This is a genomic window from Ramlibacter sp. (assembly GCF_029866045.1).
Lineage (GTDB): Bacteria > Pseudomonadota > Gammaproteobacteria > Burkholderiales > Burkholderiaceae_C > Ramlibacter.
The window spans coordinates 36,674-51,426 of sequence record NZ_JARXAB010000180.1 but is presented as its reverse complement, the minus strand read 5'-3'; the positions used below and the strand labels follow the sequence as shown (position 1 = coordinate 51,426).

The following is a 14,753-nucleotide window of genomic DNA, read 5'->3' as shown; positions in this document are numbered from 1 at the left end:
ACCGTAGACGGTTTGCATGTTGAACAGCACCTCCAGGATGCTGGCGCCGCCCCATCGGTCGCCCATGGCCAAGGGGCCCAGCGGATAGCCCAGGCCCAGCGTGACCGCGGTCTCCAGATCGGCAGGTGTGCAGATGCCCTGCTGGCAGATGTCACTGGCGAGGTTGACGATGCTGGCGACCACCCGCTGGGTCACAAAGCCGCCGGAGTCACGGATCACGCTCACCGGCTTGCCGTCGCGTGCGAAGAGGGCGTGGGCCGCATCGCGCATGTCCAGCCGCGTCGCCGGGTTGGTGGCCAGTACCCGGCGCCGTGTGGCGGCGTCTTCGATCAGCAGGTCGATGCCGACGGTACGTGCGGGGTCGTGCCGGTCGACGACCGCGACCGTGGTGACGTCAAAGCCGAGGGGCGCCACCAGGGTCAGGGCCTGGGGCGAGGGCGAGGCGCCGGTTTCGATGCGGGCGCCCAGGTCCTTGAGCAGTTGCAGCAGCTCGGCGCGCCGGGCTGCGCGCGGCGACACCCAGACGGGCGGGATTTCCGCCATCTGCGGCGTAGCCGGCTCGGGCGATACCTCGGCCTGGTTGTTTGTGTACCGATAGAAGCCTGCCCCTGTCTTGCGACCCACGATGCCGCCTGCCACGCGTTGGGCAGCGATCGCGCTGGGGCGGTAGCGGGGCTCCTCGTAGTACTGGTGGTAGATCGACTCCATCACCGGATGCGACACGTCCAGACCGGTCAGGTCCATCAGCTCGAAGGGACCGAGCCGGAAGCCGACCTGGTCGCGCAGGATGCGGTCGATGGTGGCGAAGTCGGCGATGCCCTCCGAGACGATCCGCAGGGCCTCGGTGTTGTAGGCCCGCCCGGCGTGGTTCACGATGAAGCCGGGCGTGTCATGGGCCTGCACAGGCGTGTGGCCCATCGCCCGCACCAGGGCCGCCAGGCGCTGGCAGACCTGCGGGTTGGTACGCAGCCCGGGGATGACCTCGACCACCTTCATCAGCGGCACCGGATTGAAAAAATGCAGGCCAACCAGGCGCTCAGGCCGCTGGACCCCTGCACCCAGGGCGGTGATTGACAGGGAGGAGGTGTTGCTGGCCAGCACTGCGTCTGGCGCAAGCAGCGTTTCCAGCGTCGCGAACAACTGGCGCTTGGCATCGAGGCGCTCGACGATCGCCTCGATGGCGAGGTCGCAGCCGGCCAAGCCCTCCAAGGCGTCGACGCCCTGCAGCTTGCCGCTGAGGCCCTCGACCTGGGCCGAATCGAGTTTGCCCTTCTCGCGCAGGCGCTCCCATTGGCCCTGTATGTAATGCCTGGCCGCGTCCGCCGCGCCGGCTTGCTGGTCAAAAAGACGTACCTGGCAGCCCGCTTGGGCAGCCATCTGGGCGATGCCCCGGCCCATTGCCCCGGTACCGATCACGGCGACTGTGAGGAAGTTGTGTTCCATACAGCGAATTATCGGGTGGGGTCGGGGCCATTTGGGCGGGGGCGCGTGGGGCCCGGTCGCGGAGGCGACCGGCCAGCCTTTCGGACTGCACGGCCGCTTCTGGGTGCAGGGGGCTAACAGTCAAAAAGATAAGTAAAGAATCGTTGCTTATTGGCTCATCTGTGTAAAAATAGCTACACAGATGAGCATTAATAACGTCTTACGTAGTCTTGCCCTCGCAGCGCTGCTGGGGGGCGCAGTGGCCAGTTCGGCACTGACCATCGGTCGGCACCAAGGGGCGGCGGTTCTGGGCCGTCCCCTCGAGGTTCTGGTGCCGATCGGTCTGGATGCCGGGATGGATCCAGCCGACCTCTGCGCGGAGGCTGAGGTGAGCTACGGAGACCTGCGGCTGGGATCCCGCCTGGTCGATGTACAGGTCTTGGGTGTCGGGGATGGCCTGCGTCTTCGGGTTCGGGCGGCGCAGCCGCTCGACGAGCCGTTTGCTACGGTTCAGGTACGGATCGGGTGCGCCCAGAAACTGACCCGACGTTTCATCCTGCTGGCCGAGGAGCCTGCCGCGGAAAGTCTGGCAGGGCCTGCCACGCCTGCGACTGTTGCGCCCGTTGCGACTCTTCCGGTTGATGCGGCACAGCACAGCCCGGCACCGAGTGCGAATGCGAATGCGGCTGCCGTCACGCCGCTTTCCCAGGATGCGGCCCAGCCCGCTCGAACCGCTGCGAGTGCGGCGGCACTTGCGCAACGGCCTGCGCCGATGCGCTCGGCGACGGCTGATCGTCCTCGACTCCAGTTAGACCCCCTTGCCATCGCACCCCTGACCGGTACTTCTGGGGCCAGTCCTGCCCCCGCTGCCCGGCCCTTGGGATCAGCCAGTGCCGCCAGTGCCGCCAGTGCGGCGCTAGGTGCGTCAAGCCCCGCGGAGGGCAACCGGGTGATGGCCCTCGAAGACGAGGTCCGCAAGCTACAGGACGCGCTGGCTCGCAGCCAGGCCAGCACCTCAGACTTGCGTGCCCAACTCGTTGAGAGCGAGCGCGGGCGTATGGCGAACCCGATGGTGTACGGCCTGGCGCTGGCCTGCCTGTTGTCATTGGGGTTGGCCGCGCTGGCGTGGCGGCGGGGGACGGCTGGCCGAGCCGCCGTTTGGTGGCAAGAGCCGGCAGGGCCCATCGGCGGCGCAGAGGACCCTGTCGCCCAGAGTGAGCCCAGCCCTGTTTCGCCAGGGCGGACTTCGGGCGTGAATTCAAACGGGTTCATGTCTCCCTCCGGCGGTGCTCCTGAGCCGCTGCGTCCGTCCTCTCTGATCGCCACCGGCCGGTTGCCGGGGATTGGTTCTGGGCCGAGCGCCGTGGCGCCAGCGCCCGACGAATTCGACCAGCGGCAGCCAGAGTCGCTGGCGGTCAGCACTTTGGAGCTGAGTGACATCCAGCAGGAGGCGGAGTTCTTTATTGCCTTGGGCGAGGACGACCGTGCCATCGAGGTGCTGCGTACACACATCGAAACCCATCCGAAGACCAGTGCCATGGCTTGGCTCGACCTTCTGGCACTCCACCACAAACTGGGGCGCCAGGAGGACTATGACAAGCTGCGGCATGACTTCGAGTGGCTGTTCAAGATTCGTTTGCCGAATTTCGACGCCTTCGATGATGACCCCCGCGGCCTTGAGGATCACCCGGTTTTACTCGCGCGCATTGAGGCCTTGTGGCCGGATCCGGCGGTGGTCGACCTGATCAATGACGGAATTGTCGAAGTGACAGGCGACGGCGCCTCCGGTCGTTCGCTGGGCTTGCAGGCCTACCGGGACTTGCTGTTCCTGCATCAAATTGCCCAGCAGCTTGGCTCTGCGAGCGGGGGCGCTCCCACCTCATCAGCCCTTCCCTGGACTTCTGTCGATAGGCCCTCCGCAGCAGCAATGTCGTCGCGGCTTGGCGCTGGCGGCAGTCGGCGGGCTTTGGATATCGACCTCGACGAGGTGCTGGCACAGCCTTCATCGGCTCCGGATCCGCGCCGAGACAGAAGGCCAGGGTCACCGCTCGGACCGGATCCGGACGAACTGATCAACTTTGATCTGGACACCGGTCCGGATGCCGCCAAGACGTTCGGTCGCGGCGGCGGGCGTGGCGGCGCCTGATCAAACCAGTGAGGGTCCGCGCCGTAGGGTGGGGTGCAGAGCGCGCCCCGCCCTGCACCAGGTTCAGCGGCGGACTTGGAGCGCCGCAGGGTTGACCACCTGGGTGGGTTGCCCTTGGATGAAATTCACCACGTTTTCGAAGGCAGCCCCAAAGTAGAGCTCGTAGGACTCCTGCTCCACATAGCCGATATGCGGTGTGCAGATGCAGTTCTCCAGGCGCAGAAGCGCATGCCCTTGCAGGATCGGCTCGCTCTCGAAGACGTCGATCGCCGCCATGCCTGGGCGGCCCCGGTTAAGGCCGGCGATGAGTGCATCCGGCTCGACCAACTCGGCCCGTGATGTGTTGACAAAAAGCGCGGTGGGCTTCATCCGGCTCAGATCCTCGAGGGTGACGATCCCCTGCGTCTCTTCGTTCAGGCGCAAATGGATACTGAGCACATCGGACACTGAAAAGAACTCGTCCCGGCTGGCTGCCGCGCTGTACCCGTCTGCTTCTGCCCGGCTGCGTGAGGCGTGACTGCCCCAGACCAAGACCTTCATCCCGAAGGCCTTGCCATAACCAGCGACCAACTGCCCGATCCGACCATAGCCCCAGATGCCCAATGTTTTGCCGCGCGAGACCTGCCCGAGACCGAAATTGGCGGGCATGGACGCCGCTTTCATGCCCGACTGCTGCCAAGCGCCATGCTTGAGCGTGGCAATGTACTGGGGCAGCCTGCGCATGGCGGCCATCACGAGCGCCCAGGTGAGTTCGGCTGGCGCGACCGGCGAGCCCACGCCCTCGGTGACGACAATGCCTCGATCCGTGCACGCCGCGACGTCGACATGGGGACCCAGGCGCCCAGTCTGGGAGATGAGTTTGAGCCGGGGCAGTTTTTCCAGCAGTTGTCGGCTGATATGGGTGCGCTCTCGAATGAGCACGATCACATCTGCATCGCGCAGCCGCACCGACAATTGGCCAATTCCCTTGACCGTGTTGGTATAAACCTTGGCCGGATAGGACTCAAGTTTGGCGGCGCAACGCAGCTTGCGCACCGCATCCTGATAGTCGTCAAGGATCACGATATTCATACGGGCAATTGTGCCCTGATCGCTTGTCCTCCGGCCGTCGCGGCCTGCTTACCCGAGGGTTCATCGAGCGAAATTCGCCCGATGACCGGTCGATCATCGAGCGCCAGCCTTCCAGCCAAGCGTCTGGACTCGGACGGCGGGCGTGGGGAAAGCGGTGACGCTTCCCTGGACCGAGTCAGCGAACGCCGGGCGCCGCTGGCCGCCAGCCCTTGCGGGCCGGGTGCAGCCGCAGCGGCCCGATCGGCCCACGCCAATGGCGGGCCGCAGGTGCAGGGGTGGTATGGGGCAGGCACCGAGCGAGTGCGTGATGGGGCTGGCGCACACGGCGGATCTCGCCAGAACCGCTCCCGTCTTCGGGGTGGCCGGTACAGCCCGGGTCCTGGTGGTCAGGCGCTGCGCTGCTGCCAGAAAGCCACTGAACTGCACGGTCGAGACCATGAAAGAGTTCGATGATGAGAGGAAGTGCGATTGCCATGTGAAGTCCTCGAACGAATCAAGAAGGGTGAGACACAGGCAGGATTGGCCGGAAAGGCGTCGCACAGGGTGATGGCCTCAAGGGACCATACGCCCGCCACCTGCGGAACGCCAAGAAACTGGGGGTCCTACATCAGCATGGTGTTGCGGATGAGACCGACTGCAAGCCCTTCGATTTCAAAGGGCTCACCGGGCTCCACCACGATCGTGGGGTAGTCGGGGTTCTCGGGATGAAGCTCAATCTGGTCACGGTTGCGCTTGAACCGCTTGACGGTGACCTCGTCACCCAAGCGGGCCACGACGATCTGGCCGTTCTTGGCGTCTTTGGTGGCCTGCACGGCCAAGAGGTCGCCGTCCATGATGCCTGCGTCGCGCATTGACATGCCTCGGACCTTGAGCAGGTAGTCGGGGCGGCGCTGAAACAGGCTGCTCTCTACATAGTAGGTTTGGTCCACATGCTCCTGCGCCAGAATCGGTGAGCCCGCCGCAACGCGGCCGATGAGGGGCAGCGCTAGCTGGGCGAGGCTTTGTAGGGGCAAGGAGAACTGCTTGATCCGGGACTCGTTGATGGCGCGCAGGGCTTCGCCGCGCAGGCGGATGCCACGGGAGGTACCACTCACAAGCTCAATCACGCCCTTGCGGGCCAATGCCTGAAGGTGTTCTTCTGCCGCGTTGGCGGATTTGAATCCGAGTTCAGCGGCGATTTCAGCCCGCGTGGGTGGCGCGCCTGTTCGAGCAATGGCGCTCTGGATCAGGTCCAGAATCTGCTGCTGGCGAGCGGTGAGCTTGGGCGTGTCGATCATGCGTGGCGCTCCTTAATTCTCAAGGGCCTGGCTGTGTGGACAATCTCTAGAACGGCTGGACAGTGACCGAGGCGAGTCTGCGTGTACGAGACACTCAAGACATGCTTGACACTGTTTTGATATCCAGTGCCTGTATTTTTAACCAGTTTTTCGGGAAGTGCAAGTGGCCAGCAAAAAAATCGTAGTTCTGGGCACCGGCGGCACCATTGCAGGCCTCGCGCCCGATCCGGGCCAGACGGGCGATGGCCAGCCGACCTATCGGGCTGGCCAGGTGGGTGTCGAACGGCTGCTGGCAAATATCCCAGCGCTCAAGGGCTTGCCACTGCTGGCTGAACAGGTGGCACAGGTCGATAGCAAGGACATGGGCCCTACGGTCTGGCAGACACTGGCTACCCGATGCGCTCATTGGCTAAGCGACGACGACGTCCAAGGCCTGGTAATCACCCACGGCACCGACACCCTGGAGGAGACTGCCTATTTTCTGCATCGGGTTTTGGCGCCGGAAAAGCCAGTTGTTTTGACTTGCGCCATGCGGCCGGCGGATGCGCTGGCGCCCGACGGACCGCAGAATCTTGTTGACGCGGTAGCGGTTGCCCGCAGTAGTGGCGCGCAGGGAGTTGTGGCCGTCTGTGCCGGGCAAGTCCATGGCGCCATGGACGTCGCAAAGGTGCACCCCTACCGCCTTGACGCCTTCAGCAGCGGTGATGCAGGTCCGATCGCTTGGGTTGAGGAGGGGCAGCTCCGCCGGTTGCGCCCTTGGCCGGTGGCGGCAGACAGACGCGCTGGCCAGCTCGCCGCTGCGGTGGCCCAGCATTCGCCGACCACCTGGCCTTTCGTGGAGATTGTGATCAATCACGCGGGTGCCGATGGCCGGCTCGTCGATGCGCTGGTGGGCGCCGGCGCACGCGGTCTGGTGGCTGCAGGAACCGGCAATGGCACCCTCTCGCAGGCGCTGGAGGCCGCGCTGTTACGGGCCCGCGAGTTGGGTGTGGAGGTGGTGCGGTCGACCCGATGCGCGTCGGGTCAGGTGGTTCCGCACCGTGGTGACGCTATCGCTGCCACTCCAGGACTTTCTCCGGTCAAGGCTAGGGTTGCGCTTTTGCTCGACCTTCTCGCGCGTTTGAGCGGAGCCCCCGCGCTCTGAAACCCGACGGCCAGGACCGTCCGGGACTCAGCCCGCCAATGCAGTCAGCGCGCGGGTGGTGATCTCTTCGACGCTGCCCATGCCACTGATGGCGCGATAGCGCGGCGCGCCCGTAGCGTCGGACTTGGCCCAATTGGAGTAGTAGTCGACCAGCGGCCGCGTTTGCGAAGCATAGACATCCAGCCGCTTCTTGACGGTGTCCTCTTTGTCATCGTCGCGCTGGACCAGAGGCTCACCCGTGATGTCGTCGACGCCCTCGGCCTTGGGCGGGTTGAACTTCAGGTGATAAGTGCGTCCCGAGGCCGGATGGGAGCGGCGACCACTCATGCGCTCGATGATGGCGTCGAAGGGCACGTCGATCTCGAGGACATAGTCGAGTTTGACGCCGGCCACGCGCATGGCCTCAGCCTGCGGGATGGTGCGGGGAAAACCGTCAAACAGGAAGCCGGCAGCGCAGTCGGCTTGCGCGATGCGTTCCTTGACCAAACCGATGATGATGTCGTCGCTGACCAGGGCCCCAGAGTCCATGACCTTCTTGGCGGCAAGGCCCAGCGGAGTGCCGGCCTTCACTGCTGCTCGCAGCATGTCGCCTGTTGAGATCTGAGGAATGCCGTACTTCTGGCAAATGAAGGTGGCTTGGGTTCCTTTGCCCGCGCCCGGCGCGCCCAACAAAATCAGTCTCATGGCTTGTCCTCGGAGAGTCTTGGAATACCTGTCTCACCGCCCTGGCTTGAAGTGCCAAAGCTTGTCACGGGAGGCAGTGCGCGCGCGTTGAGGCGCACCCCTGGCGGGTAACCCCACGCATCTTTTTCTAGGATAGCACGGGGTCCCGACGCGGTTCTTACCCGCTTGCCCTGTCCTGCTCGAACAGGGCCCGCACGCGCATCAGGTCATCGGGGGTGTCCACGCCCAGTCCTGGTGGATCCGTGGTGATATGAACCGCGATACGGTGCCCATGCCAGAGCGCACGCAGCTGCTCCAGGGATTCGCAGGACTCGATCGGCGCCGGGGGCAGACGGGGAAACTCCCGAAGAAAACCAACCCGGTAGCCATAAATCCCGACATGGCGCAGTGCCTGCGGATGGACCGGCAGTCCGGCTTCCCCAGGCGCCGAGCCGTCACGCCACCAAGGGATTGGCGCGCGGCTGAAATAGAGGGCGAGTCCTCTCGAATCGGTCACCACTTTGACTACATTCGGGTTACGAAACTCAGACACTTCCCGGATTGGGTGTGCCGCCGTGCTCATTGCTGCGTCGGGATGCAGATCCAGCAGCCCGGCCACCGCGTCGACGAGCCGCGGGTCAATCAGCGGTTCGTCCCCCTGGACGTTGACCACCTGGTCTTCGTCGGTAAGTCCGAGCAGCTCACAGGCCTCGGCCAGGCGGTCGCTGCCCGACGGATGGTCATGACGGGTCAGAAGCGCCTCGACACCGTGTTGGCCACAGGCGGCTAGGATCGAGGTGCTGTCGGTCGCCACCACGACGCGCGTGGCGGCCGATTGCCGAGCTCGCTGTGCCACCCGGACCACCATGGGCATGCCTGCAATGTCGGCCAGTGGCTTGTCCGGCAGGCGGGTGGAGGACAGTCGGGCCGGGATCAGGACGGTGAAGGGAGACGCCATGCTCACACCAGCGGTGTCCGCGGCGGCAAGCGCTCGAGTTCCTCGTCGGTGAGCACCCTGGCTTCGTTCTCAAGCAGGACGGGGATGCCATCGCGCACCGGATAGGCCAGACGGGCGCTGCGGGAGATGAGCTCCTGTCTCGCACGGTCCAAGTCCAGCGGGCCCTTAGTAACCGGGCACACCAGCAGATCAATCAGTTTGGGATCCATCGGACGATGATAGCTTTGGACGCAGGCGTTCATCGAGCGCAACCCAGAAGTCCTCGGCGATGCTGAGCTCCAGCGGCACAGCCCAGGCGTCGGGCCTGATTTGCCACAGCTTGACCGCATCCTTCTCGGTGCAGATCAGGCAGCCGCCAGGGGGCACGTCTGCACCGAGCCGGAAGTCATGGTGATCGGGCAAGGGGAGGGTGGCCGCTGGCGGACAGCCGGATCGGAGCAGCATGTCAAAAAAGGCCTGGGGCCTCGCAATGCCAGCCAGCGCGAGCGGTGATTGGCCTGCAAGGGTCGTGAGCGGCACCTGGCTGCCGTCAGCGGAGACGGCGTGTGTGGCAAGCCGTCGCCTGACCTCGAATGACCGGGGCGGGCCGGCCGGGTCTGGGTTACCCCTGGCTGCTGTGAGTCCCTCGGGGTGAAGCACGAAATCTACGGGCCTGGGCCAGGGCTCACGCAGCGGCCCTGCCGGAATCGGCCAGGCATTGCCGACGCCTCGCTCGTCGAAGACGCAGATCTCAATGTCTCGGGCCAGTGCCAGGTGTTGCAGGCCGTCGTCGCAAATCAGGACCTGGACCTCGGGGTGCGCTTCGAGCAGCGCGCGTGCGGCCTGCGCTCTCTTCTCGCCGACGAACACCGGAATACCTGCGCGCTGGGCGATGAGCAGTGGCTCGTCGCCCACCTCCTGGGGATTGGAGGCAGGGCTGACCTCGCGCAGGCCGTGACTCGCTCGCCCATAGCCGCGTGAGATGACGCCGGGTCGCATGCCCCGCTCAAGCAGGTGCCGCACCAGGGCCAAGACCACCGGCGTCTTTCCAGCGCCACCGGCGATCACATTGCCCACCACGATGACCGGGACCGAAATGCGCTCGGCCTGTCGCCAGCCCCAGCGATAGGTCGCTCGGTGCAGCGCCGCCAGCGCGGAATACAGAGCGGCCACAGGCAGGAGGGCGAGCGCAGGCAGGCCGCGTTGGGTCCAGATCGTTGGCAGGTCGGGGATACCGGGGATAGGCATGCAGGCGGGCAGTGGTGAGCACCGGCGGCGGGAGCCTACGAGCCTCAGGGCCGGGCGCCGGCCGGACGCTGCGCGGCGAAGGTGATCTGGCTAAAGCCCCCTCGGCGTGCCGCCTCGAGGACGGTGATGGTGGCCTGATGCGGTGAGGCCGCGTCTGCGCTGATGATGACCATGCTGTCCTTCCGTCCCGCTGCGGCAGCATCAAGAGCGGCCTGGACAGCCTCCACTCCCCGCCCAGCGACCGGGCTGCGGTTGATTGAGTAACGCCCATCGACGCTGATCGCCACGATGACCTCCTTGGGATAGTCCCGCGGCGCGTTCGCATCTGCTGTCGGGAGGCGTAGCTGCATCTCGGTGAACTTGCTGTAGGTGGTCGAGAGCATCAGGAAGATCAGGATGACCAGCAGCACGTCGATGAACGGGATCAGGTTGATCTCCGGCTCCTCGGTTCGGCGGGGATGGAATCGCATGATGGCGCTATTTAACGCTTGTGCAACTGAGCCAAATGGCGTGCGAAGCGCTCGGCGGCGAGCTCCATGACCAGCACGTAGCCGTCTACACGGGCTCGGAAGAGGCGCCAGAAGATAAGGGAGGGGATCGCGACGATCAGTCCGAATGCAGTGTTGTAGAGCGCTATGGAGATGCCCTGGGCGAGCTGTGCGGGGTTGCTGCCCGTGCTCCCCGGTGCCTGGGAGCCGAAGATCTCGATCAAACCGATCACGGTTCCCAGCAGGCCCAGCAGCGGTGCGGCGGACGCGATCGTGGCCAGGGCGCTCAGATAGCGCTCAAGTCGATGGGCGACCTCCCGGCCTGCTCCCTCCATGGCCGCCTGTAGATCCTGCGAATCGGCCCCCCGCTGGCCGGCAGCACGAAGGCCGCTGGCCAGCACCTCCCCAAGCGCCGAGTTTTGTGCCAGTTGCTCCACGACATCGGGCGGGGGAAGCCCGCGGCTGGACACCGCCAGCGCCTCCTCGAGCAATTGGGGTGGCACCACCCGCGCGCGCTGGAGGCTGATCATTCGCTCAATGACCAGGGCCAGGGCCACGACGGAGCAGGCAATCAGGGGCCAGATGGGCCATCCGGCGGCTTGTATGATGGAAAACAATAGGGACTCCGACGTGCGGGCGAGAAGCGGTGAAGGGCGGCGCGAGGCATTATCGGACAGCACGCCCGCGGTGTCGGTGCGCAACCTACCTGTTGTCGGTGAAATGCTCACATTTCCTGTGGATAAATATGTGCAGAACTGTGCGTGCATGTGCCGCCAAGCCGCGCCATTTGGGAAGTGTGACAGATCGGTCACAAATTCAGCAGAAAAAAAGCGTTTCAAATCAATGTGTTGCAACGAAAAACCGTCGTTTGCGCAGGGTTCTGTCGGGGCTGACCGACGGCTCTTGGTCGACTATTGCCTGTGGACTAATCAGAGCGAGTTGATGTGGTCTCTGGTATGAATTTTTCCCGATTTGTTGATCCTGCGGCAGTGATGACCTGGCTACGGTTGCCGCGGCGCAGCAGGCCGCAAGCCCTGCGTCCATGAGTACTGTCGAGCGCCGTGTCTGGCCAGTGGGCGCCTTGTGCCGTGCGGTGGCCGATGCGCTCGACGCCCGCTTCAACCCCGTGGCTGTCCGGGGCGAGCTCTCCGGCTTTACGCGGGCTGCGAGCGGGCATTGCTACTTCACCTTGAAGGATGCCCACGGGCAGATTCGCTGCGCCATGTTCCGGCGGTCAGCAGGTCTGCTGGATTTCCGCCCGCGCGACGGCGATAGCGTAGAGGCCTTGGGTCGGCTGGATGTCTATGACGCCCGCGGCGACTTGCAACTGATCGTCGAGAGCTTGTCCCGCGCCGGACAGGGCGCCTTGTTCGAGCAGTTCCTACAGCTCAAGGCAAAGCTGGAGGAGGAGGGCCTGTTCGACGCAGGGCGCAAACGGCCCTTGCCGGTGATGCCGCGGGGCATCGGCCTGGTCACCTCGCGGGGGGCGGCTGCCCTGCACGACGTGGCGACCGCGCTGCGCCGGCGCGTGCCCCATGTACCCGTCGTCCTCGCGCCCGCTGCGGTGCAGGGCGCACAGGCACCAGGCGAGTTGCTGGCCGCACTGACAGCGCTCTATGAGCTCGCGCAAACGGGCGTGATCGACGTCATTCTTCTCGTCCGCGGCGGCGGCTCCCTGGAGGATCTGTGGGCCTTCAACGACGAGCGACTGGCACGCGCCATCGTTGCCTCGCCGGTGCCCCTGATCTGCGGGGTGGGCCACGAGACTGATTTCACCATTGCCGATTTCTGCGCCGACATTCGTGCCCCGACGCCTACCGCCGCCGCGGAGTTGGTAGCCAGACCGCAGCAGGACTGGCTGGACGGGTTGGCGCTGGCGCAGGAGCGCCTGGCGTCTTCTGCCTTGCGCCGGCTGGATTCGCTCGCCCAGCGGCTCGACGTTGCAGCCTCGCGGCTGGGGCGCCCCTCGGGTCGCGTCGGCCTCCAGTTGCGGCAGCTCGAGCGCCACGCCCAGCGCCTGCGCCACGCAGCCCAGACCCGAATCGCCCTCAATGACCGACGTTTTGCCGTCGGGCTGGACCGGCTACGTCGGGCGGCACCTGGCCAGATCGAGCAACAGGCCAACCGACTGGACCGTGCAGGCCTGCGCCTGGCCGGTGTGGACCCAAGGCACGTTCTCCAACGCGGCTACGCACTTCTCACGCTGCCCGACGGTACTCTTCTGGCGCATGCTGCACAGGCGCAACCGGGCCAGCCCGTTCAGGCGCTGCTGGCCGACGGACGTCTCGATCTCACCGTCAAAAGAGCGGTCATGGATTAGTGCCTAAAATCCATCGTTGTTTTCCGATCTTCCAGACCCAGCAATACACCAAGAGGAACCCCATGGAGCACACCCTGCCTTCCCTGCCTTATGCGATCGACGCTTTGGCCCCCCACTACTCGAAGGAAACCCTCGAGTTCCACCACGGCAAGCACCACAACGCGTACGTGGTGAACCTCAATAACCTGCAAAAGGGCACTGAATTTGAGTCGATGTCCCTCGAAGAAATCGTGAAGAAGTCCGCCGGCGGGGTCTACAACAATGCGGCCCAGATCTGGAACCACACCTTCTTCTGGAACTGCATGAAGCCCGCTGGTGGCGGCGAGCCGACGGGTTCTTTGGCCGCGGCCATCAACGCCAAGTGGGGCAGCTATGCCGCGTTTCGTGAGGCCTTCGTGAAGTCGGCCGTCGGCAACTTCGGCTCGGGCTGGACCTGGCTGGTCAAGAAGGCTGATGGCAGCGTCGACATCGTGAATACTGGCGCCGCTGGCACCCCCCTGACCACCGCCGACACCGCCCTCCTCACGGTCGATGTCTGGGAGCATGCCTACTACATTGACTATCGCAATCTGCGTCCCAAGTTTGTTGAGACTTTCCTCGACAAACTGGTCAACTGGGACTTCGCCCAGAAAAACTTCGCCTGAGATAGCGCCACCGCTCATGGCTTGCGTTTGCAGGCCAAGATGCACAAAGGGCCGCGGATGCGGCCCTTTGTCATGGCGCGGTCTGTGACTGTTCAGCGGGCAAACGGGGCGCCGGAAAGGCGAGCGCCTGCCTTGATCCCGCGCTTGGCGAACCAGCCCTGATTCATCTCCAGAACGAAGCGAACCGGTCGCTCCGAGCAGTGGGAGTTGACAGTCTGTGGCTGCATGTCGGCCAAATTGACGATGGTTCCGTCATCGGCGATGAAGGCGGCAGTGAGTGGAATCAGAGTGTTCATCATCCAGAAGCATTGGGTTGACGGCTGCTCAAAGACAAAGAGCATGCCCTCGTGCATGGGCATCTCGCGTCGCCACATCAGGCCGACGCTACGCTGCTCGGGCGCCTGAGCTACCTGGGTGTCGATCTGGTACATCCCGGCCTGGAGCGTGATGCGCGGGAGATTCATCTGGGGCTGCTGGGCTCGGGCGGGTGCCGTCCACACCATCAGACTGATGGCAAGCATCAACGCTAGGGTTCGGGTGGTGATGGTCATGAGCGGATTGTCTCCGATGTGATCGGGCCTGAATCTGCCCTGTTCGCGCCAGCAAAATCCGGGGCTCGCCTGGGCCTCGGCTTCAAGGCGAGTGCGTGAGTTCGCCAGTGCGATTGGCCCTACGGACTGCAAAAAGAACAAAGGCCTGCGCGTGCGCAGGCCTTCGTGTCACAGCCGCCTGGGCGCGTGGCCTGGCCGGCAGTGGCGGGGACAGATGGCAGGATCAGGTGGCGTCGGCTTTCTTGGCCTTCTTCGCCTTCTTGGCCTTTTTCTCCTTCTTTTCCTTCTTCACTTCCGGTTTTGCTTCGGCCTTGGCTTCAGGCTTGGCAGCCGCCGCAGGGGTTGCGGCCGCTGCAGGAGCCGCCGGCGCTGGCGTGGGATTGGCTTGTGCGAACGCGGCTGCGGCGAACAGGGTGGCCAGGAGGCCGGAGATGAGTTTGATCATGGGGAGTCGTCCTTGAAGTGGCTCGGGGGCGCTGGCGATTAGCCTGGCCAACAGTTGTGGCTTCCACCAGCTACACCTTCAACGCCCTGTGACTGGGACCGTTGACCCCGCCAGAGAAATTGTTTCGCAAGCCATCGGTGAGCGGTGCCGAGGCCTTGCGGCGCAGGCCGCCCTTGCGACGAGGGCCCAGAGCGTAGGGACCAAAAAAAAGAGCCCGCCGTGAGGCGGGCTCTTTATCGACGTTGCCGACCGATTACTTCTTGGCAGAAGCGGCGGAAGCAGCGGGCTTGGCGCCGGAGGCGGCCTTGGCGGGGGCAGCTTGAGCGAAAGCGGAGGCGGCGAAAGCGGTGGCCAGAACGGCGGCGATGATCTTCTTCATGATGTTTCCTTTAGCAGT

Annotated in this window: 18 protein-coding genes; 4 read left to right on the top strand and 14 right to left on the bottom strand. The window is 64.7% G+C overall.

Annotated features, from left to right (window positions below; genetic code table 11):
• Positions 1–1,443, bottom strand: a 1,443-nt coding sequence (locus tag QE494_RS18185; protein WP_300045851.1) for a 3-hydroxyacyl-CoA dehydrogenase, incomplete at its 3' end; no start/stop codon positions are given.
• 199 nt (positions 1,444–1,642) lie between these two features.
• Positions 1,643–2,077, bottom strand: a complete 435-nt coding sequence (locus tag QE494_RS18180) for a hypothetical protein (RefSeq protein ID WP_300045849.1) — start codon at positions 2,075–2,077, stop codon at positions 1,643–1,645.
• A gap of 615 nt (positions 2,078–2,692) precedes the next feature.
• Here QE494_RS18180 and QE494_RS18175 point away from each other — a divergent pair.
• Entirely contained in the window at positions 2,693–3,568 is an 876-nt protein-coding gene (locus QE494_RS18175) for a FimV family protein (protein WP_300045847.1), read from the top strand.
• A gap of 63 nt (positions 3,569–3,631) precedes the next feature.
• Here the strand turns inward: QE494_RS18175 and QE494_RS18170 are convergent, their stop codons facing one another.
• The 3 genes from QE494_RS18170 to lexA all read right to left on the bottom strand — a co-directional run bounded on the left by QE494_RS18170 (position 3,632) and on the right by lexA (position 5,916).
• Entirely contained in the window at positions 3,632–4,639 is a 1,008-nt protein-coding gene (locus QE494_RS18170) for a D-2-hydroxyacid dehydrogenase family protein (RefSeq protein WP_300045845.1), read from the bottom strand.
• Between the two features lie 175 nt (positions 4,640–4,814).
• The gene (locus tag QE494_RS18165; RefSeq protein WP_300045843.1) at positions 4,815–5,114 is read right to left on the bottom strand and encodes a hypothetical protein; all 300 of its coding nucleotides are present in this window, start codon (positions 5,112–5,114) and stop codon (positions 4,815–4,817) included.
• A 127-nt stretch (positions 5,115–5,241) separates the two neighbouring features.
• Positions 5,242–5,916 carry a transcriptional repressor LexA gene (gene lexA, locus QE494_RS18160; protein WP_300045840.1) on the bottom strand — a complete coding sequence of 225 codons (675 nt, stop codon included), beginning with the start codon at positions 5,914–5,916 and terminating at the stop codon, positions 5,242–5,244.
• 163 nt (positions 5,917–6,079) lie between these two features.
• Here lexA and QE494_RS18155 point away from each other — a divergent pair, with 163 nt between their 5' ends.
• A complete protein-coding gene (locus QE494_RS18155; RefSeq protein ID WP_300045837.1) occupies positions 6,080–7,060 on the top strand; it encodes an asparaginase in 981 nt (326 codons plus the stop codon).
• 27 nt (positions 7,061–7,087) lie between these two features.
• Here the strand turns inward: QE494_RS18155 and adk are convergent, their stop codons facing one another.
• The 6 genes from adk to QE494_RS18125 all read right to left on the bottom strand — a co-directional run bounded on the left by adk (position 7,088) and on the right by QE494_RS18125 (position 11,013).
• A complete protein-coding gene (gene adk / locus QE494_RS18150) occupies positions 7,088–7,744 on the bottom strand; it encodes an adenylate kinase (protein ID WP_300045835.1) in 657 nt (218 codons plus the stop codon).
• A 157-nt stretch (positions 7,745–7,901) separates the two neighbouring features.
• On the bottom strand, positions 7,902–8,687 hold the full coding sequence (kdsB, locus tag QE494_RS18145) for a 3-deoxy-manno-octulosonate cytidylyltransferase (RefSeq protein WP_300045833.1): 786 nt from the start codon (positions 8,685–8,687) through the stop codon (positions 7,902–7,904).
• The gene (locus QE494_RS18140; protein WP_300045831.1) at positions 8,684–8,890 is read right to left on the bottom strand and encodes a Trm112 family protein; all 207 of its coding nucleotides are present in this window, start codon (positions 8,888–8,890) and stop codon (positions 8,684–8,686) included. Before QE494_RS18140 ends, kdsB begins: the two co-directional genes overlap by 4 nt.
• Positions 8,871–9,908, bottom strand: coding sequence for a tetraacyldisaccharide 4'-kinase (lpxK, locus tag QE494_RS18135; protein WP_300045829.1), 1,038 nt, complete (start codon positions 9,906–9,908; stop codon positions 8,871–8,873). The genes QE494_RS18140 and lpxK overlap by 20 nt, the downstream gene beginning before the upstream one ends.
• A gap of 44 nt (positions 9,909–9,952) precedes the next feature.
• Positions 9,953–10,378: a biopolymer transporter ExbD gene (locus QE494_RS18130; RefSeq protein WP_300045827.1), complete on the bottom strand. Its 426-nt coding sequence runs from the start codon at positions 10,376–10,378 to the stop codon at positions 9,953–9,955.
• Between the two features lie 11 nt (positions 10,379–10,389).
• Complete coding sequence (locus tag QE494_RS18125) at positions 10,390–11,013, bottom strand: MotA/TolQ/ExbB proton channel family protein (RefSeq protein ID WP_300045824.1); 624 nt, start codon at positions 11,011–11,013, stop codon at positions 10,390–10,392.
• Between the two features lie 425 nt (positions 11,014–11,438).
• On the opposite strand from QE494_RS18125, the gene xseA reads away from it, so the two are divergent.
• The gene (gene xseA, locus QE494_RS18120) at positions 11,439–12,716 is read left to right on the top strand and encodes an exodeoxyribonuclease VII large subunit (RefSeq protein ID WP_300045822.1); all 1,278 of its coding nucleotides are present in this window, start codon (positions 11,439–11,441) and stop codon (positions 12,714–12,716) included.
• A gap of 62 nt (positions 12,717–12,778) precedes the next feature.
• Positions 12,779–13,360: a superoxide dismutase gene (locus QE494_RS18115; protein WP_300045820.1), complete on the top strand. Its 582-nt coding sequence runs from the start codon at positions 12,779–12,781 to the stop codon at positions 13,358–13,360.
• 92 nt (positions 13,361–13,452) lie between these two features.
• Here the strand turns inward: QE494_RS18115 and QE494_RS18110 are convergent, their stop codons facing one another.
• From QE494_RS18110 to QE494_RS18100, 3 genes are all read right to left on the bottom strand, one after another.
• Entirely contained in the window at positions 13,453–13,881 is a 429-nt protein-coding gene (locus tag QE494_RS18110; protein ID WP_300045854.1) for a DUF192 domain-containing protein, read from the bottom strand.
• Between the two features lie 253 nt (positions 13,882–14,134).
• Positions 14,135–14,356 carry a hypothetical protein gene (locus tag QE494_RS18105; protein ID WP_300045818.1) on the bottom strand — a complete coding sequence of 74 codons (222 nt, stop codon included), beginning with the start codon at positions 14,354–14,356 and terminating at the stop codon, positions 14,135–14,137.
• Positions 14,357–14,609: 253 nt separating this feature from the next.
• Complete coding sequence (locus QE494_RS18100; protein ID WP_300045817.1) at positions 14,610–14,735, bottom strand: hypothetical protein; 126 nt, start codon at positions 14,733–14,735, stop codon at positions 14,610–14,612.
• Between the last annotated feature and the right edge of the window lie 18 nt (positions 14,736–14,753).